This window comes from Candidatus Methylomirabilis limnetica (assembly GCF_003044035.1).
Lineage (GTDB): Bacteria > Methylomirabilota > Methylomirabilia > Methylomirabilales > Methylomirabilaceae > Methylomirabilis > Methylomirabilis limnetica.
In genome coordinates, this window is record NZ_NVQC01000011.1 from 25,866 (window position 1) to 44,150 (window position 18,285).

19 protein-coding genes and 1 pseudogene are annotated in these 18,285 nt (G+C 59.2%); all 20 read left to right on the forward strand.

The window, feature by feature from the left end:
• Nucleotide 1: 1 nt before the first annotated feature.
• The 20 genes and pseudogenes from plsY (at nt 2) to CLG94_RS02360 (ending at nt 18,223) form a co-directional block, all read left to right on the forward strand.
• Nucleotides 2–634, forward strand: a complete 633-nt coding sequence (plsY, locus tag CLG94_RS02265) for a glycerol-3-phosphate 1-O-acyltransferase PlsY (protein WP_107561280.1) — start codon at nt 2–4, stop codon at nt 632–634.
• Between the two features lie 9 nt (nt 635–643).
• Complete coding sequence (locus tag CLG94_RS02270; RefSeq protein WP_107561281.1) at nt 644–1,882, forward strand: aspartate kinase; 1,239 nt, start codon at nt 644–646, stop codon at nt 1,880–1,882.
• Nucleotides 1,879–2,280, forward strand: a complete 402-nt coding sequence (locus tag CLG94_RS02275) for a ComEA family DNA-binding protein (protein WP_161953972.1) — start codon at nt 1,879–1,881, stop codon at nt 2,278–2,280. The genes CLG94_RS02270 and CLG94_RS02275 overlap by 4 nt, the downstream gene beginning before the upstream one ends.
• Before the next feature lie 3 nt (nt 2,281–2,283).
• Nucleotides 2,284–3,021 carry a segregation and condensation protein A gene (locus CLG94_RS02280; RefSeq protein WP_107561283.1) on the forward strand — a complete coding sequence of 246 codons (738 nt, stop codon included), beginning with the start codon at nt 2,284–2,286 and terminating at the stop codon, nt 3,019–3,021.
• The gene (scpB, locus tag CLG94_RS02285; protein WP_107561284.1) at nt 3,005–3,625 is read left to right on the forward strand and encodes an SMC-Scp complex subunit ScpB; all 621 of its coding nucleotides are present in this window, start codon (nt 3,005–3,007) and stop codon (nt 3,623–3,625) included. Before CLG94_RS02280 ends, scpB begins: the two co-directional genes overlap by 17 nt.
• A complete protein-coding gene (locus tag CLG94_RS02290; protein ID WP_107561285.1) occupies nt 3,603–4,373 on the forward strand; it encodes a pseudouridine synthase in 771 nt (256 codons plus the stop codon). The genes scpB and CLG94_RS02290 overlap by 23 nt, the downstream gene beginning before the upstream one ends.
• A gap of 55 nt (nt 4,374–4,428) precedes the next feature.
• Complete coding sequence (pheA, locus tag CLG94_RS02295; protein ID WP_107561286.1) at nt 4,429–5,505, forward strand: prephenate dehydratase; 1,077 nt, start codon at nt 4,429–4,431, stop codon at nt 5,503–5,505.
• A gap of 16 nt (nt 5,506–5,521) precedes the next feature.
• Nucleotides 5,522–6,667, forward strand: coding sequence for a histidinol-phosphate transaminase (gene hisC / locus CLG94_RS02300; RefSeq protein ID WP_107561287.1), 1,146 nt, complete (start codon nt 5,522–5,524; stop codon nt 6,665–6,667).
• 25 nt (nt 6,668–6,692) lie between these two features.
• On the forward strand, nt 6,693–7,706 hold the full coding sequence (gene aroF / locus CLG94_RS02305) for a 3-deoxy-7-phosphoheptulonate synthase (RefSeq protein ID WP_107561288.1): 1,014 nt from the start codon (nt 6,693–6,695) through the stop codon (nt 7,704–7,706).
• Nucleotides 7,703–8,647 carry a prephenate dehydrogenase gene (locus CLG94_RS02310; protein WP_161953973.1) on the forward strand — a complete coding sequence of 315 codons (945 nt, stop codon included), beginning with the start codon at nt 7,703–7,705 and terminating at the stop codon, nt 8,645–8,647. Before aroF ends, CLG94_RS02310 begins: the two co-directional genes overlap by 4 nt.
• Nucleotides 8,610–9,779: a GTPase HflX gene (gene hflX / locus CLG94_RS02315; protein ID WP_239993091.1), complete on the forward strand. Its 1,170-nt coding sequence runs from the start codon at nt 8,610–8,612 to the stop codon at nt 9,777–9,779. The genes CLG94_RS02310 and hflX overlap by 38 nt, the downstream gene beginning before the upstream one ends.
• On the forward strand, nt 9,764–10,306 hold the full coding sequence (gene pgsA, locus CLG94_RS02320) for a CDP-diacylglycerol--glycerol-3-phosphate 3-phosphatidyltransferase (protein ID WP_107561290.1): 543 nt from the start codon (nt 9,764–9,766) through the stop codon (nt 10,304–10,306). Before hflX ends, pgsA begins: the two co-directional genes overlap by 16 nt.
• A 125-nt stretch (nt 10,307–10,431) precedes the next feature.
• Entirely contained in the window at nt 10,432–11,751 is a 1,320-nt protein-coding gene (gene der / locus CLG94_RS02325) for a ribosome biogenesis GTPase Der (RefSeq protein WP_107561291.1), read from the forward strand.
• 429 nt (nt 11,752–12,180) lie between these two features.
• The gene (locus tag CLG94_RS02330; RefSeq protein ID WP_107561292.1) at nt 12,181–13,245 is read left to right on the forward strand and encodes a cobalamin-independent methionine synthase II family protein; all 1,065 of its coding nucleotides are present in this window, start codon (nt 12,181–12,183) and stop codon (nt 13,243–13,245) included.
• Nucleotides 13,246–13,612: 367 nt separating this feature from the next.
• Nucleotides 13,613–13,863: pseudogene (locus CLG94_RS02335) on the forward strand (DUF4160 domain-containing protein).
• Between the two features lie 12 nt (nt 13,864–13,875).
• The gene (locus tag CLG94_RS02340) at nt 13,876–14,121 is read left to right on the forward strand and encodes a DUF2442 domain-containing protein (RefSeq protein WP_107561293.1); all 246 of its coding nucleotides are present in this window, start codon (nt 13,876–13,878) and stop codon (nt 14,119–14,121) included.
• A gap of 109 nt (nt 14,122–14,230) precedes the next feature.
• Complete coding sequence (locus tag CLG94_RS02345; protein ID WP_107561294.1) at nt 14,231–14,488, forward strand: type II toxin-antitoxin system Phd/YefM family antitoxin; 258 nt, start codon at nt 14,231–14,233, stop codon at nt 14,486–14,488.
• On the forward strand, nt 14,476–14,796 hold the full coding sequence (locus tag CLG94_RS02350; protein ID WP_107561295.1) for a type II toxin-antitoxin system RelE/ParE family toxin: 321 nt from the start codon (nt 14,476–14,478) through the stop codon (nt 14,794–14,796). The genes CLG94_RS02345 and CLG94_RS02350 overlap by 13 nt, the downstream gene beginning before the upstream one ends.
• A gap of 223 nt (nt 14,797–15,019) precedes the next feature.
• Nucleotides 15,020–16,270, forward strand: coding sequence for a BaiN/RdsA family NAD(P)/FAD-dependent oxidoreductase (locus CLG94_RS02355; protein ID WP_107561296.1), 1,251 nt, complete (start codon nt 15,020–15,022; stop codon nt 16,268–16,270).
• A gap of 45 nt (nt 16,271–16,315) precedes the next feature.
• Nucleotides 16,316–18,223 carry an ATP-binding cassette domain-containing protein gene (locus tag CLG94_RS02360; RefSeq protein ID WP_107561297.1) on the forward strand — a complete coding sequence of 636 codons (1,908 nt, stop codon included), beginning with the start codon at nt 16,316–16,318 and terminating at the stop codon, nt 18,221–18,223.
• The last annotated feature ends 62 nt before the right edge of the window (nt 18,224–18,285 follow it).

An 18,285-nucleotide genomic window follows, 5' to 3' on the forward strand; every position in this document is an offset into this window, starting at 1 on the left:
AATGAGCGTAGGATTATGGCTCGTTCCACTGGGGTATCTCGCCGGCTCCATCCCGTTCGGCCTCCTGATTGCCAGGGCGTCGAAAGGAGTGGATGTGCGTAAAGTCGGGAGCGGCAACATCGGTGCCACCAATGTCTTGCGGGTCGTGGGCACAGGGGCCGGCGCTCTCACTCTTGCCCTGGACGCGCTGAAAGGGTGGGCGCCTGTCGCATTGAGTAAGCTCCTTGGTGCGCCGGAGGTGCTCGTTGCTACGGTAGGACTGGCAGCATTTCTGGGTCATCTGTATCCGCTCTTTCTCGGCTTTCGCGGGGGGAAGGGAGTAGCCACCGCCTTGGGGGTGTTGCTCGCGCTGTTTGCGAAGATCGCGTTGCTGATTGTGGGTGTCTGGGTGTTGATAGCTGCCCTCTTTCGCTATTCGTCGCTTGCTGCCGTCGGCACATGCATCGCATGCCCGCTGCTCGTATGGGTTCTTGATGGCCGACCGCCCTATGTGGGCTTGACGATTATTATCTGCGGTTTCATCCTCATCCGGCACCGGGAAAACCTGGGACGCCTTATGGCGGGGGAAGAGGGGAAGATCGGACAAAAGCTACAGGGAGCGGATCTGCCTCGGCACGATCGGCTCGCCTCGTAAGGACAAGACATGTCTCTCATCGTTCAGAAATACGGCGGAAGCTCCGTAGCAGACGTCGAACGAATCAAAAACGTGGCGCGTCGCGTGGTGGAGACGAAGCTCCAAGGGCACGACTTGGTCGTGGTGGTATCAGCCATGGCTGGAGAGACGGACCGCCTGTTAGGCCTTGCCGCTAAGATCTCCGATGCTCCGGATGAACGCGAGCTTGACGTCATCGTGACCACCGGAGAACAGATCTCGATCGGTCTCCTGTCGCTGGCCATTCAACAACTCGGGCACAAGGCCCGCTCCTTTACGGGAGCCCAGGTCAGGATCCAGACCGATACCGCCCACACCAAGGCAAAGATCGTAAGTGTCGAGGTTGACCGGGCACAACAGGCGCTTCGGGAAGGAGCTATCGTCATCGTCGCCGGGTTCCAGGGGGTGACGGCGGAAGAGGACGTGACGACGCTGGGGCGTGGCGGATCAGATCTGACGGCGGTGGCCATGGCGGCGGCCCTGAATGCCGACCTTTGCGAGATCTATACCGATGTGGATGGGGTCTACACCGCTGACCCGAATGTTGTTCCAGAGGCGAGGAAGCTCGGGAAGATCTCCTATGATGAGATGCTCGAGATGGCTAGCTTGGGGGCGAAGGTACTTCAAGCCCGGGCGGTAGAGTATGCCAAGAATTACGGCGTGCCGGTTCACGTCCGTTCCAGTTTCAATTCAACCCAGGGGACACTGGTGGTCCAGGAGGATGCGGAGATGGAGAGGGTAGTGGTCTCTGGGATCGCTTGCGATAGAAACGAGGCGAAGATTACTGTGCTGCGCGTGGCGGATCGTCCGGGGATCGCAGCCAAGCTGTTCGGCCGGGTTGCGGAGGCCAACATTGTGGTGGATATGATCGTCCAAAACATCAGCCAGGATGGGACGACCGATATCTCGTTCACGGTCCCGAAGTCGGACTTCCCTAAGGCGATGCAGCTCCTCAACGGTGTGGCTCAGGAGATAGGCGCTCAGCAGGTTGAGGGTGACGACAGGATCGCCAAGGTCTCCATCGTGGGGGTGGGGATGCGGACTCACTCCGGGGTGGCTGCGAGGATGTTTGAGGCCTTGGCACGCGAGAACATTAACATCACAATGATTAGTACCTCCGAGATCAAGATCTCCTGTCTGATCGATGCCAAGTACGGAGAGTTGGCCGTCCGTGTTCTGCACGAGACCTTCGGCCTGGCCGAGCGCAACGTGGTCGAGGATCGCGCGTGAAGGGAACGTACACCAGGCGCGAGGCGATCGTCGCCGGCCTCTTTGGCGTGGCTGTCGCCGGCATTGTGTGGGGTCCTGTCATTCTTCGTCCGTTTGGCTCTGCCCCTGCCATTGATCTTCGAACGCTCCAGTTTCAGCAAGACCGGCCCGCGGTACAGGCCCGTCTGTCGCCACCGGCCAGGGTCACAAAGACAAAACCGACCAGCCGCGTGGACATTAATCATGCTGATGCCGTAACGCTTCAGACGCTGCCGGGGATCGGTCCGACACTGGCCCAGCGTATCATCACCCACCGGAAGGGCTATGGCCGGTTTACAGGCGCTGACGGGCTTAGAGAAGTTGAAGGGATCGGTCTGAGGCGATTTGAGAAGCTTGAGCCCTGGATCGAGGCGCGCTGAGCGATGAGCTATCGTGTTCGCCTTGATATGTTTGAGGGCCCACTGGATCTCTTACTCTATCTGATTCAGGTCAACGAGGTCGACATCTACGATATCCCCATTGCCAAGATTACCCAGGAATACCTGGGATGCCTGGGCGGAATGGAGGCCCTTGATCTGGAGATCGCAGGAGAGTTTCTGGTACTGGCTGCCACGCTGATACATATTAAGTCGAAGATGCTTCTCCCGGTGCAGGAGTCGGTAGCGGAGGGGACCTCTGAGGACGACCCGCGGCAGGAGCTGGTGGAACGTCTCCTGGAGTACAAGCGGTTCAAAGATGCGGCCATGAAGTTCGAGGAGTTGGAGGCGGGACAGGCGCTCCTATATGTCAGGCCTGACGATCCATCGATTCCGATCGCCGAGGGCCCCCTGGAGGTCAGCCTCCCCGCGTTGCTTCGCGCATTTATGGCGATCATGCAGCGCGCACCAGAGGCGATGGCAGGCGAAATCACCCCAGACACGATCAATGTGGGAGGACGAATGGTGGCGGTGCTGGATCGGCTGACGCTTCAGAGTCCGGTACCATTCCTGGCCCTGTTCGAGGGGGTGACGACGCGCGCCTTATTGATCGCTACCTTTCTCGGGCTACTCGAGCTGTTACGTCGGGGCTTGGTCCGAGCCCGGCAATCGGATCCGGGAAGCGAGATCACGATCTATCGAATCGTAGAAACTGCGGTGGAGGCCAATGGACACCTCGGCTGACCTCGGCCCGCTTGGGGTCCTTGAGGCGTTATTATTTGTCGCCGAGGCGCCACTGCCGCTGGAACGAATCGAGGAGATCATCGACGGTTGCTCAAAGGAAGAGGTGAGTCAGTTACTCGCCGACTTACAGGAAAAATATCGGCAACCGGACCGGGGACTTGTCGTGACCGAGGTTGCCGGGGGCTATCGTCTGACGACAAAACCAGAGGTGGCCTTATGGGTTCAGCGGCTTCGCGGGTCCAAGCCGGCCAGGCTGTCCAGACCTGCACTCGAAACGCTGGCGCTCATTGCCTATAAGCAGCCGATCACCAAGGTAGAAATCGAGGCGATTCGAGGGGTTATGGTGGACGGGGTCGTAAAGACGCTCGTGGAGCGGGACCTCATCCGAATTCTTGGACGAAAGCCCGAGGTGGGTAGGCCGATCCTCTACGGGACCAGCAGGTCCTTCCTGGAATACTTTGGATTTAAGGACCTCTCGGAGCTACCGACTATGAAGGAGATCGAGACGCTGACCCCGAGCCCTGTCCCCGAGCGTACTGATCTGGGAGCGACCGTAAAGGAGGCGTCAGGCGAGGCAGTTGATGAAATCGAAAAGGCGGATTGAGGCGACCGATGGTGGCCAGGAACGACTGCAGCGATATCTCGCCAGAGCCGAGCTGGGCTCGCGCAGGAGTTCCGAGAAGCTGATCCTCGCGGGGAGGGTCTGCGTCAATAATCGGATCGTCACGCAGCTTGGGACAAAGGTATCGCCGGGCCTCGATAAGGTGACGTGCGATGGTAAGCCGGTCACACCAGCGGCCAGTCTGGTCTACGTCATGCTGCATAAACCGGCAGGCGTCCTGACGACCTTATCCGATCCTCGTGGACGGCCGATCATCAGCGACCTCCTGCCGTCTGAAGGGCTGCCAAGGCTCTTTCCTGTTGGGCGTCTTGACTATCACACAGAAGGACTCATACTTCTCACGAATGATGGAGAGTTAGCCTACGGGCTCATGCATCCCAGCTTCGAGATCGAGAAGGAATATCTCGCCCAGGTGCGTGGTTGCCCCAAGCCTGCCGATCTGGCTAAGTTGGAGGCGGGGGTAATATCGGATGGGGAGAGGTTGTGGGCCACCCAAGCCAAGCTCGTTACCCGTGGGGTAAGCTCTGCATGGATCGCACTTATCGTACAACAAGGACGGTATCACGAGATCAGACGGCTCTGCGATGCTATTGGGTACCCGGTAATTCGACTCCAGAGGGTTCGTATTGGGCCCCTCGTCTTGGGGAAACTGGCCAAAGGGTGCTGGCGACGACTCAACCTCGGGGAACTGGCCAGCATCCGTCGCGTGGTGGGACTGGGAACTGCCTGATGGGGCATGGTGGCGGCGTGGGTAGCGTGCGCCCCTGCCTGGGCTGGGGAGCCTGATGAAGATTGCGAGGTTACGGCATAAGATCGATCAGATCGATTCGAAGATCGTATCGCTGCTCGGTGAGCGAGCCGAGGTTGTGTTCAGAGTCGGGCAGGAAAAGGCTAAGGCGAATATGGACCTCCACGTGCCGCAACGCGAGGAGGAGATCTTTACCCGTCTGATGCTGGAGAATACGGGGCGCTTTCCCATTCACGCGATTCGGCCTGTTTTTCGCGAGATCATCTCAGCCTGTCGATCCCTGGAGGGTCCGTTAAAGCTGGCCTACCTTGGCCCGGAAGGGACGTTTACCCACTTGGCCTGTACGCGGCGGTTTGGGGTATCGGCCCAATTCGTGCCGGTTCGCTCAATCAGTGATGTCTTCGCCGAGGTAGAAAAGGGAAACGTCGAGTACGGGGTGGTGCCCATTGAGAACTCCAGTGAAGGTGTGGTCAGCCATACCCTGGATACATTTATGGAATCGGACCTGAAGATCAGTGGAGAAATTCTCCTGGAAGTGTCCCACAGTCTCCTGTCCAAATCAGGCGATCTGAGGAAGGTGAAAAAGATCTACTCGCACCCGCATGCCTTCGCTCAGTCCCGAAAATGGCTGGAGGCAAATCTGCTGCGAGTGCCGCTCTTCGAGGCGTCGAGTACTGCGGCGGCGGCAAAGCTCGCAGCAAAAGAGCCGACAGCGGCTGCGATTGCGAGTGAATTGGCTGCTAGCCTGTACAAACTTAAAGTCATTTCTCGAAAGATAGAGGATACCCCGCGTAATTTCACACGGTTCTTGATAATTGGTAAGACCCCGGCTACACCAACTCATCGCGATAAAACCTCCGTGATGTTCTCGATCAAAGACCGGGTAGGGGCGCTGTATCGTATCCTGGAACCTTTCGCGAAGCATCAGATCAACCTGACCAAGGTCGAGTCCAGACCATCCAAGACCAAAGCCTGGGAGTACGTTTTCTATTTGGACGTTGAGGGACACGTTGCCGACGAGCCTGTGAAGGCGGCGCTCGCGCTACTGAAAGAGGAGTGTCTGTTCCTGAAGGTCCTCGGCTCGTACCCCAGGGGAAGCTCCATCGAGACCTAGGAGAACCGTAAGAATCATGGCCAAGTCGTTGGCAGAGCTCGCCTCGCCATACCTTCATGGGCTCGCACCTTACACCCCCGGGAAGCCAATTGAGGAGGTGGAGCGTGAGTTTGGGATCACAGGGGCCATCAAATTGGCGTCAAATGAGAACCCCCTGGGCCCTTCGCCGCTGGCACTTCGCGCCTTACGAGAAGCGCTACCGGAGGCCCACAGGTATCCCGATGGCGGCGGCTACTTCCTGAAGGCGCGGCTGGCCGCTCGCCTTGGACTGACACCAGACCATCTGGTCCTAGGGAACGGGTGTAACGAGGTCTTAGAGCTGATGGCCCGCGCCTTCCTGCTCGCGGGAGACGAAGTAGTCATCGCTGATCCGGCATTTGTCATCTACGGGATGCTGGCCCATCTGCAGGGGTGTACCACGATCCGCGTGCCGCTGAAGGCGTGGACCCACGACCTTGAGGCTATGGCGAAGGCCGTAACCCCCAGGACCAAGATGGTGTTTGTCGGCAATCCCAACAACCCCACAGGCACGGCTGTAGGGCCAACGGAGCTGACTGCCTTTATGGACGCCCTCCCGGCAGAGGTCATAGTGGTCATCGATGAGGCATACATCGAGTACGTCCCGCAGGAGATGATTCCGGATTCCCTGACGTACGTCCGGCAGGGGCGCTGGGCGATCGTCCTTCGGACCTTCTCTAAAATCTATGGTCTGGCAGGGCTCCGGATCGGGTATGGGATGGCGCCGCCGTCGATAGTGGAACTACTCGAGCGGATTCGGGCACCCTTTAACGTCAACGCCCTGGCCCAGCGAGCAGCGTTGGCTGCCCTAGAGGATGAGCACCACGTCACCAATAGCCGAATGTTCAATGAGCTGGGAAAGGCGTACCTGTCCAGCGAGCTGCATCGTCTGGGGCTTCAGTTCCCGCCGTCCGTAACGAACTTTCTGCTGATCGATGTCAATCGCGACGGACGGGTAGTGGCGGATGCGCTGCTCCGAATGGGCGTCATCGTACGCCCACTGGGGGGAGCCCACTTGAAGACCCACATCCGCGTGACCATAGGGACGCCCCCGGAGAACGAACGATTCATCGACGCGCTGAGAAGTGTGCTTCAAAAAGGCAGCCATCAGCAATCAGCGATTAGCAGGCAGGGAAAAAGCTGATGGCTGATAACTGGAGGCGTAAAAAATGATCATCATTTTGAAACCGCATGCGACTGAGGCCGAGATTGCCTTGGTCGTCAAGAAGATCGAAGGCTTCGGCTTGGCCGCCCACATCTCGAAAGGGACGGAGCGAACTATCATCGGCGCGATCGGCGACGAGCGGGTTTTGCAGGATCGGCCGTTAGAGGCCTTCCCCTTTGTGGAACAGGTCCTGCCCGTGCTGAAGCCGTACAAGCTGGCTAGCCGTGAATTTAAACCTGAGGGCACCATCGTCAACATCGACGGGGTGCTGGTCGGCGGCAAGCAGGTAGTGGTCATGGCCGGGCCGTGTGCAGTTGAGAATCGAGATAGCCTGCTTCAGGTCGCCAGGTGCGTGAAGGATGCAGGGGGGCACATCCTGCGAGGCGGCGCCTACAAGCCCCGGACCTCCCCGTACACCTTTCAAGGTCTTGGTGAAGAGGGGCTGACCTATTTGTCAGAGGCCAAGGCGGAGACCGGCCTGCCGATCGCCACCGAGCTCATGGATCCCCGGGACGCCCCCCAGGTTTATCAGTGCGCCGATCTGGTCCAGATCGGGGCGCGGAACATGCAGAACTTCAGGCTCCTGAAAGAGGTTGGGTGCCGTCGAAAGCCGGTCCTCTTGAAGCGGGGGCTAAGCTGTACCGTGAAAGACCTCTTGCTCGCAGCCGAGTACATCTTGTCGGAGGGTAACTACGACGTCATCCTCTGTGAACGCGGGATCAGGACCTTTGAAGACGCCACCCGCAACACCTTGGATCTGTCGGCTATCCCCCTGATCAAGAGGCTGTCGCACTTGCCGGTGATTGTCGACCCGAGCCATGCGACAGGTAAGTGGCACCTGGTCGCGCCAATGGCCTTGGCCGCGGTGGCGGCCGGCGCCGACGGCATCATGGTAGAGGTTCATCCCCACCCGGAGGACGCCCTGTCTGATGGGCCCCAGGCTCTGCTGCCCAGCACATTCGAGAAACTGATGAACGATCTCAGCAAGGTGGCCCAGGCAGTAGGACGGTCGCTGTGACGGTAGCGTCAAGGATCGAGCCGCCTGGCGCTGCTGCCTCGTCGTCTTCACCACTCGTACAGCGACTTGCGATCATTGGCCTGGGCCTGATCGGTGCAAGTGTGGGGCTGGCTTGTCGCGCCCGCGGTCTGGCCGGAGAGATTCGTGGAGCCGACGAAGATCCGGACCATTGTGCGCAGGCCGTCGCGCTGGGTGTGGTGGACTGGGCCGCCGCGGACGCCGCGGTCGCTGTAGAAGGGGCCGACATCGTACTTCTGGCCGTGCCGGTAGGCGCGATGGAGCCGACCATTAAGCGGATTGTCCCGCATCTGGATTCCGGCGCGGTGGTGACGGATGTGGGGAGCGTGAAGGGGTTAGTGGCAGCAGTGATGGAGCGGTTACTGCCAGGCGGCAATGGAGTGCCAGGCCACCCGATTACCGGGCGGGAGAAGTCCGGGCCGCACGCGGCGTCGGCCGAGCTGTTCGTTGGTAGCAAGTGCGTGCTTACCCCGAGCGCCTCTACCGATCCTGCCGCCGTCCTGCGGGTACGCACCCTGTGGAGGGCCATAGGATCAGAGGTGCTGGAGATGAGCCCGACTCGCCATGATGATATCTTCGCGGCGGTCAGCCATCTGCCGCATGTCGTCTCGTATGCGCTGATGGGAGCGATGCTCGATTTAGCTGATGGCGGCGATGATCTGCGAGAATTCGCGGCAGGCGGTCTGAAAGATTTCACGCGAGTGGCCATGAGCCATCCGGTCATGTGGCGCGATATCTGCCTGGCGAATCGCCAACCGATCCTGAAGATGATCGGACAATTCCAGGCTGCCCTTGACCACCTGACTGTGATGATCAACGCCGAAGACGGGGAAGGGCTCTACCGGCAATTTGCGAGCGCCAAGGCCTATCGAGAGGGTTTTGGGAATGGCAATGATGGCGATGATCGTAAGCGCACAGCTTAGTGACCGAAGGGAACGGGCACTACTGGTAGGGATACATTGCAAGCGCGACCCCAGATGGGAGGCCGAGGACTCGCTCGTCGAGCTTGCCCGGCTGGCGGAGTCGGCTGGGGCCCTTGTGGCGGGAACGATCCTGCAAGACCGGAACGCACCGGACCCGCGCTATCTGATCGGGAAGGGCAAGGCGCAGGAGATCAAGGCGGAGTGGAGTGGGAAGATCGATCTGCTGGTGATTGATGAGGAGTTGTCTGGCTCGCAGCAGCGAAGCCTGGAGGAACTGACCGGCTGCAAGACCGTCGATCGCCCCTTGCTCATCCTGGACATCTTCGCCCAGCGCGCGAGGAGCCGGGAGGGTAAGCTCCAGGTGGAGCTGGCTCAGCTCGACTACCTGCTGCCGCGCCTCGTCGGGCGAGGGGTTGAGCTGTCGCGCCTTGGCGGCGGAATCGGGACCCGTGGTCCAGGCGAAACCCAGTTGGAGACCGACCGTCGGACGATCCGCCGACGAATGGCGAAGATCCGGGATGAGCTCACCAAGGTCCGTCGGCATCGGGCCCTCTTGCGGCGGCCTAGAAAGCGTCATGCGATCCCGATCGTGGCCCTGGTCGGCTACACCAATGCCGGCAAGTCGACGCTCTTCAATGCCCTCACGCACTCGGATGTTCGGACCAACGACGCGCTCTTTGTGACGCTTGATCCCATCCTGCGTCGGGTCACCACGGCCGACGGATTCAGCTTTCTGCTCTCCGATACCGTGGGGTTCATCCGGCGCCTCCCCGCGCAATTGGTGACGGCGTTCAAGGCCACACTGGAGGAACTCAACGAGGCCGATCTTCTGCTGCACGTGATCGACGCCAGCCATCCCCAGATGATGGAGCAGAAGCAAGCCGTAGACGCGATCTTGGGCGATCTCGGCCTCTCGGACAAGCCGATCATTGAGGCCTTGAACAAGGTCGATCTTTTGGCGAACGGGATTGCGCCATCCTTTGTGTCCGGCAAGAGCGCATTCCCCCGGGTGGCGTGCTCCGCTCTGACCGGGTATGGTATGGATCGTCTGCGACAGGTAGTCCAAGAGAAGCTGACGCCCGCGACGGATCATGCCCCGATAGAAGCGGCTGTTGCGTGGCCCTGTCGCTGATGAATCTTGCCAATAGCCTCACGATCTTCAGGATCCTGATGGCGCCTGTCATCTCGATCTTGATGGTCTACAAGTACTGGCGACTTGGTTTGGCGATCTTTGTGCTGGCAGGGATCACCGACGCCCTGGATGGTTTCATCGCGCGTTCGAGGTCCCAGGGGACAGAGCTGGGGATGATCCTGGATCCGCTGGCCGACAAGCTGCTGCTCTTTGCCACTTTCATGACGCTGGTATACCTGCACCAGATCCCCAAGTGGCTCTTCATCATTGCCGTCAGCCGGGACCTGATAGTGGTTGGCGGTTTCCTGGTTATCTACATCGTCAAAGGCAAGGCAACGGTCTCTGTCTCCTGGATAGGGAAGTGTACGACAGGTCTGCAAATGCTGACCGTGCTGGCGACGCTCATTTCCCGTGTGGCCGGCGGGGTAGAGCCCTACGTGCCGGGGCTTATCTATCTTACGGCAGCGGTCACGATTGTGTCCGGGCTCGATTACCTCAGGCGAGGCACGATGGTACTCAACTCATGAAGTTGACCGCGAAGGTCTTAAATGGCTTGATTTGTGCCTTGCGAGTTAATGTATAACCTTCAGCCTTCAGTCTAAACACCTAAGTAGTTATTCCACGATAACGTATCCGATTGGAGAGAACTGCGATGCCCCTTCCTGTGGTCACGATCGTTGGTCGGCCCAATGTGGGCAAATCGACCCTGTTCAACCGGCTGGTGGGCGGGCGAAGGGCGATTGTACTCGACAAGCCAGGCGTAACCAGAGACCGGCAGTACGCGCCGATCGAGTGGAAAGGCTGCGCGTTCCTGCTCGGTGATACCGGGGGGTTCGAGCCGGGCGTCAAAAGCGGTCTGGCGGTTCAGGTGCTCGCCCAGGTCCAGATGGCGGTCCAGGAGGCCGCCCTCATCGTCTTTGTGGTTGATGCCCGCGAGGGGCTGACCCCGCTGGACGAGGAGATCGCCAGGGCGCTTCGGCACGATGTACGCGCCCGTATAGTCGTAGTGCCGAATAAGGTCGATCGGCCCACCCACGAGGTTTTGGCGTCTGAATTCTTTCGGATGGGATTCGACGAAATCTGCCCGGTCTCCGCCGAGCATGGCCTGGGCGTTGCGGAGCTCTGCGACCTGATCGTCGAGGCGCTGCCGCAGACAGATGTCGCACCCGAGGAGAAAGCCATCCGTGTGGCGGTGGTCGGTCGCCCGAATGTGGGAAAATCATCGCTGGTCAACGCGCTGTTGGGGCAGGAGCGTGTCATCGTGAGCGAGCAGGCGGGCACAACGAGGGATGCGATCGACACCCCGTTTGCCTACAATGACACCCCGTACATCCTGATCGACACCGCAGGACTCCGGTCGCGAAGCAAGGTCCACGAGCCATTGGAGCGGTTCAGTGTGGCGAGGGCGCTCAGGGCCATTGAGCGGAGCGACGTCGCCTTAATCCTGGTGGACGCGCAAGTAGGGATCACAGACCAGGACGCTAAGATTGCCGCCTACGTCCAGGATACCGGAAGCAGCGCCATCCTTGTCGCGAATAAGTGGGACCTGATGCCGCCTGGCGCCGATGCCCGGCAAGAGTTCACGCTGCAGATTCGCGATCAACTGAGGCACCTGGATTACGCACCTATCGCATTCGTCTCGGCCCTCAGCGGCTATCAAGTGCTCACGCTGTTGCCTCTGCTTCAGACCGTCGCGCAGTGGCGTTCACACCGGGTACCAACCCCCCAGATCAACGAACTCATCGGTGAGGCGACCCGGAAGTACCCCCCGCCTGCCCACGGTAAGCGTCCTGTTAGATTTAGCTATGCTACACAAGCCGCCAATCCTCCCCCAACCTTTCTGCTCTTCGTGAGCGACCCTAGCGGTGTACGGGTCCCCTACCGGCGCTATCTGGTCAACCAACTTCGGGCAGCGTACGCATTTATCGGCGCACCGATCCGCCTGGTCTTAAAAGGCAAGAGCGGCAAATGAATAGCTCGGCTTTCTACATGATATGAAGACAAAGGGGGATCTACTCTTGGTCAACCTTAACACGCCTTTCGGTTGCTAAGAGGGCGATCATGGCAGGCAGTAGGTCGGGTTAGCGCAGCGTAACCCGACGAAGCGCACGCGATACCGGCGTGCATGTATTTCAATCTAGTCAAACACGGACTTATGTCATTGGCGATAGAGTGGCCGTATTCCAGCTTTCGCCGGTATGTTGCGGCGGGGTTTATCCAGCGGATTGGGGACAGGGTGCGATAGATTTCGAGGGGGTGGGGCATGAGTGATGGAAGCGGATTGTCGGGTTACGCTACGCTAACCCGACTCGGGGTCGGTGTGGGTCGCTACGCCTTTAGCGTATAACTCTTTCATTCACAACACCTCGCCGGTTTATCCCGGCGCACAAGGAGAAACCCCATGCCTATTCCCACTGAACCGATTGGTAGCGTGCCGCGCCAGCGGGAGTTGCAAGAAGCGATGCAGGCCTTCGCGGCAGGGACGCTTTCGGCTGAGAAATTGGATACCCTCTTCGATGAGGCGGTCCGCGAAACCATCGAGCAGTTCGAAGCCACCGGTTCTCCTATCATCACCGACGGCGAACAGACCAAGCCAAGTTTCGCCACCTATCCCTTGGCCGGCCTGGACAATCTTGCCCCTGATGGCATGATTATCCCTTTTGAGGATGGTCATACGCGCCAACTGCCGCGTCTGATCAGGGGGCCATTCCGTTATGGCGCCTATGCCGGATCGTGTCTGCCCCGTGCCAAAAAGTTTGCCTCCAAGCCCCTGAAGCAGGCGGTCATTTCGGCGTCCGCCATGTCGCTGCTCTATCCGGCTGATGGGATCGACGGTTACCCGCAGGCGCAATTCCTGGACGATTTAGTGCGGCACGCCGTTGCCGATATCCGCGGTTGTTTCGACAACGGCGCCTACGATGTGCAAATTGACTTCACGGAGGCGCGGCTTGCGATCAAGCTGGATTCTTCTAAGCGCTTGTTGCAGCAGTTTATTGACCTCAACAATCGGGTGCTTTCCCACTTCACAGCGGAGGATCGGCAACGCATCGGCGTGCATACCTGCCCCGGCGGTGATCACGACTCGACCCACAGCGCGGATGTGGATTATGGCGAGCTGATCCCACTCCTGATGACGCTCGATGTGGGGTGTTTCTATATGCAAATGGCCAGCGAGCGACATCCAGAACGCGCGTTGCGTGTGATCTGTGAGCATCTCAAGCCCCATCAGCGTATTTACGTGGGGGTGATTAATGTTATCGATGAGGAAGTGGAATCCGCCGAAACGGTGCGCGATCGGGTGTTGATGGCCGCTGAGTACATTCCCGTGGCCCAGCTAGGCACAACCGATGACTGCGGCTTTTCCCCATTCAGCGACGACATCGCTACCGCCCGCGTCACCGCCTTTGCCAAAATTCAGGCCCGTGTACGCGGATCAGAATTGGCCGCGGAACAGATCGGCGTTTGATCGCAAACCAAAGTGAGCATAGCCCCCTTCCCCTTTCTTCGCTTCAGGCAACGCCCTGACCAGGCGGGTTGAGGGGCTCGGGCCAGGTCGGTCTCAACGGCACGCGCCTGAATAGTCAGATCGACACGCTTCTGCCGCTACGTATGACACCTCCGGTACAGGAGGTGACGATGAAATAATAGGGAACATGCTACTGTTTTGCAGTAATAAGCTTTTTGTCTGTGCCGCTTTTGGCTGTAAACACTGTGCCGGCCATCAGGCGGCTGCATCAGACGGTTGTCCACGCGGGCACGCTCGCGCCTCCGCCTGCTGCTGACACGCAATGCCGTTATGCGGACCAGGAGATAAGTGAGCGCCAACGATCTCGATGTTTTATGGCATAATTGTTCGGATGTATTTTGCCCCTGGCGAGCACAATCCATCGCATTCCACGTCTACTACAACGAGTATAAGGCATCGGTGGACATTCGCATGTGCGAAATCATTGACGGCAATCTGCCCCGAAGGCAACAGAAACTGGTCCTGGCGTGGGTAGAACTTCACCAGGAGGAGTTGATGGCAGACTTGAATCTCATCATGAATGTAGAAAACCCGTTCAAGATTCAACTGCTTCAGTGAGGAGCAGAGACCATGTACCCGTCTATGTCAAAGGTAGTTCCCAATGAAGACTTTACGCTTGCTATCGCGTTCGATAATGGCGAACACGGTATGCTTGATATGAAACCGTATCTCGAGTTTGGGGTGTTTCGAAGGATAAGAGAGTATGAGCATTTCAAGTGCGTCCGGGTTGCCTTCGACACCATTGAATGGGACAGTGGAGTTGATCTCGATCCCGAATTCGTATACGGCAAATGTAAGATGACGACCCACGCATAACGATTGGATGTAGACGTTTCGGAAGCCTATCGACATCCGAAGCGGCTGATTCATACGTTGGGCCGAATAGGGCTTGCGAAGATCATAGTGCTACTATAGTATCACTACTATGCGAACCGAGCTCGTCACAACACTGAAGCGCCAAGCCACAGAGCTTCTCTCCGAGCTGGAACGGAACAAGGAGCCGATCCTTATTACGCAGCACGGCGTACCAAGCGCCTACTTGGTGGACGTCGAAACCTACGAGACCTTGCAGCGTCGGATGAGTCTGCTCGAGGGAATCGCGCGTGGGGAGAAAGCTGTTGAGGAAGGGCGTACGCTCACTCATGCGCAGGCCAAGAAGCGCATGAATCGATGGCTGAAGTAATTTGGTCCGAGCCTGCGCTTAGCGACCTGGATGCCATCGCCGACTACATCGCATTGGACAATTCGGAAGCGGCTAAGATGTTAGTTCGGGACGTATTTCGGCACGTGGGTCAGCTTGCTGATCATCCCAAGAGCGGTTCCAAGCCACAGGAACTAAAGGGGTGGCGCTACAGACAGATCGTCGAGCCGCCATGCCGGATCTTCTATCGGGAAGAGGGTTCGCGTGTCTATATTCTGCATGCCATGCGAGGCGAACGGTTGCTTCGACCTTCTGTTGTTGCAACACGCAGCAAGGTGTCAACCAAGTAAAGTCCAACAGCCGGTTCCAGGCGACACTCCTACTCTCATGAGTGTGATCTTGTCGAGCGCTGCCGCTCGGGTCTGGCCACGCGCTCATTTTCGGCAGACTTCCGTGTCTCCGCTATCACGGCGTATCGCTAATCGCTCTGAGTGTGGCACCAGCGGAACTCGTCCTGGCCGGACGCTTCAACTTAACGCTTCGCCGGCATGACGTGAAGCCCGACTCACCGCGATGAAGCGCGTTGTCGTAATTGGAGCAGGGGCGGCGGGGACCATGGCCGCGATCTTTGCGGCCTCTAGCGGCGCCGAGACGTTGCTCCTCGAGCGCACGAAGGACGGCGGACGCAAAATTCTCATTAGCGGGGGCGGCCGGTGCAACATTCTGCCTGCCATCGTTCATGAGTCGCGCTTCGTTACCGATTCTTCACCCCACACCCTTCGAAAGATGCTCCGCTCCTGGCCGCTAGGCGAGCAGATCGCGTTCTTCGAAGGCGAAGCCGGGATCCCCCTGATGGAAGAACCAGAGTCGTCTAAGCTGTTTCCACAATCTGAGAGTGCGTGCGATGTTCGCGACAGGTTGCTGGCGCTCGCACGTGCCAGAGGCGTCTTAATCGAGACCGGCGCGTTGGTCGACGGATTGCTCCCTACTGGCAACGGCTGGCAGATCGAGCGGCAGGGAGGACCTTCTCTGCAGGCCGATGCCGTCGTTATCGCCACGGGGGGCCGCTCCGTCCCCAGCACGGGAAGCGATGGCCTTGGGCTCGATATCGTCGCGACGCTGGGACACACGATCAACCGAACCTACCCCGCGCTGACTCCGCTGACGGTGACGGTCCGGCTAAAGTCGGACACTGCGGGTAGCGCGCCGTTCGCCAAGCTCTCGGGAATCTCGCTGCCGGTCACACTAACCGCCCACGCGGGAACCTTGAAGTCCACGTCGACAGGAGGATTTCTTTTCACCCATCACGGCTACAGCGGGCCCGCCGTACTCGATGTGTCTCATGTTGCCGTGCGCTCACGCGCCGAGATGGACTCTCCCGCACGTCTCGTTGTGAACTGGACGTCATTGAACGATAAGGATTGGGAATCGGCTCTCGGTCCACGTGGTTCTCGAACGGTGTTGAACGCTGTGGCGGCTCATTTACCTCGTCGACTCGCCGAAGCGCTGATCGAGTTCGTCAGGATTGATCTCTATCAACCACTCTCGCAACTGACCCGCGATGAGCGGCTCCGTCTCATCGAAATCCTCGTGCGCGGTGAACTACCGTGGTCGGGAGACGAGGGGTACAGGAAAGCCGAAGTCACCGGCGGTGGCGTGCGTCTGTCGGAGATCGATCCGGAGACGATGGAAAGCAAGATTCACAAGGGTTTGTTTCTGTGCGGCGAGATGCTCGACGCTTTCGGACCGATCGGCGGCTACAACTTCCTCTGGGCGTGGGCGACGGGGCGCGCGGCCGGTCTCGGCGCATCACACACGCAATAGGTCTTCACTCATGCAATCTCTCAAGCTGCAAGGCTAGGTTCACCGATGGCACTCGTTTCGCTCGATCACGTCTCCATCGCGTTCGGACACGTCCCGCTACTCGACGACGCAAGTCTGCAGGTCGAAGCCGGCGAACGTGTGTGCGTGATCGGCCGGAACGGCACCGGCAAATCCACATTGCTCCAGATCCTCAGTGGAGATCAGACCCCCGATAGCGGCTCCGTGTGGCGACAGCCTGACATTGGGGTCGCGCGGCTCGTGCAGGATGTTCCCCTGGCGTCCAACCGGCCCGTCTTCGACGTCGTCGCGGAAGGGCTCGGCAACCTCGGCGAGTTGGTGGCCGCCTACCATCACGCGGCGGTAGAGGTGGCCGAACGATGCACCGACATCTCGCTCGAAAAGCTGGGCACGCTGCAGCATGAACTCGAAAAGCGTGACGGGTGGCGCCTTGAGCAGCGAGTGGAAACCGTGATCGAGCGTCTGGACCTCTCGGCCAATGCCATCGTCGACACCTTGTCAGGCGGCTGGCGGCGGCGCGTACTGCTGGCACGGGCGCTGGTGGCCCAGCCGCAGCTCCTTCTGCTCGACGAACCCACGAACCATCTCGACATCGAAGCCATGAGCTGGCTCGAAGAATTTCTCAAGACGTACGCAGGTGCGGTGGTGTTTGTTACCCACGACCGGGTATTTCTCCAGAATCTGGCAACACGGATCGTAGAAATGGATCGCGGCAAATTGACGTCGTGGCCAGGCGACTACGAGACCTTTCTCCACAAGAAGGAGGAATGGCTCGCGAACGAAGCCGTCCAGAACGATAAGTTCGACAAGCGTCTGGCTGAGGAAGAGGTGTGGCTTCGCCAGGGCGTGAAGGCGCGACGTACGCGGAATGAAGGGCGGGTTCGCGCACTGGAGGCCATGCGAAAGGAGCGGGCCGCCCGGCGAGCGCTGATCGGCAATGTGCGTCTGCAGGGTGAGATCGGCGAACGTTCCGGCCAGCTCGTGTTCGAGGCCACCGGTATCTCGAAGTCGTTCGGCGAAAAGGCCGTCGTCCGAGATTTGTCGTTACGTGTGATGCGCGGCGATCGTGTGGGGTTGATCGGGCCGAATGGATCAGGCAAGACGACCCTGCTTCGAATGTTGATTGGCGAACTTACGCCCGACACGGGTGAAGTTGAGTGCGGCACTAACGTCCAGGTGGCGTATTACGATCAGCAACGCGAGCAACTCGATCCCAAGCGCACGGTGTTTGACACGGTCGGTGATGGAAACGACACGGTCACGGTGAACGGTCGCACGCAGCACATCCACGGATATCTTCGCGATTTTCTGTTTCCACCTGAGCGAGCGTACGCCAAGGTAAAGGCATTGTCGGGCGGAGAGCGAAATCGCTTGCTGTTGGCACGCCTGTTCACGCGACCCGCCAACGTCCTTATCCTCGATGAGCCCACAAACGATCTCGACATCGAGACATTGGAATTGCTCGAATCGCATCTCATCGAGTGGCCGGGAACGCTGCTGCTCGTCAGCCACGATCGCGCGTTTATCGATCACGTCGTCACGAGCACGCTCGTCTTCGAAAGCGGCGGACATGTGCAGGAGTATGTCGGGGGATACGAGGACTGGCTGCGGCAGCGCGGCACCCGGGAGACGGCGGCCGAGCCGCAGCCGGCGATAGCGGAACGCACTGCGGAACCACTGGTGACGATGGCGACCCGGAAGAAACCGACGTATCGCGAGCAAAAGGAACTCGATCAGTTGCCGGTGCAGATCGAAGCCCTGGAACGGGAGCAAGCGCAATTGACCGCCTCGATCGCCGACCCCCACTTTTACCGTCAGCCGGCCGATTCCATCACAGAAGCGCTCGCGCGTCTCGAAATTCTGAAAAATGAGCTTCACGACACCTATGCTCGCTGGGAGAAGCTTGATTCCCGTATCACAGGCGAGCGCGCGTGAGGGGCTCACTAAGCTTTTGGAGGCGTTGCATATCCTGGAAATATTTGTCATTCCTGCTATAA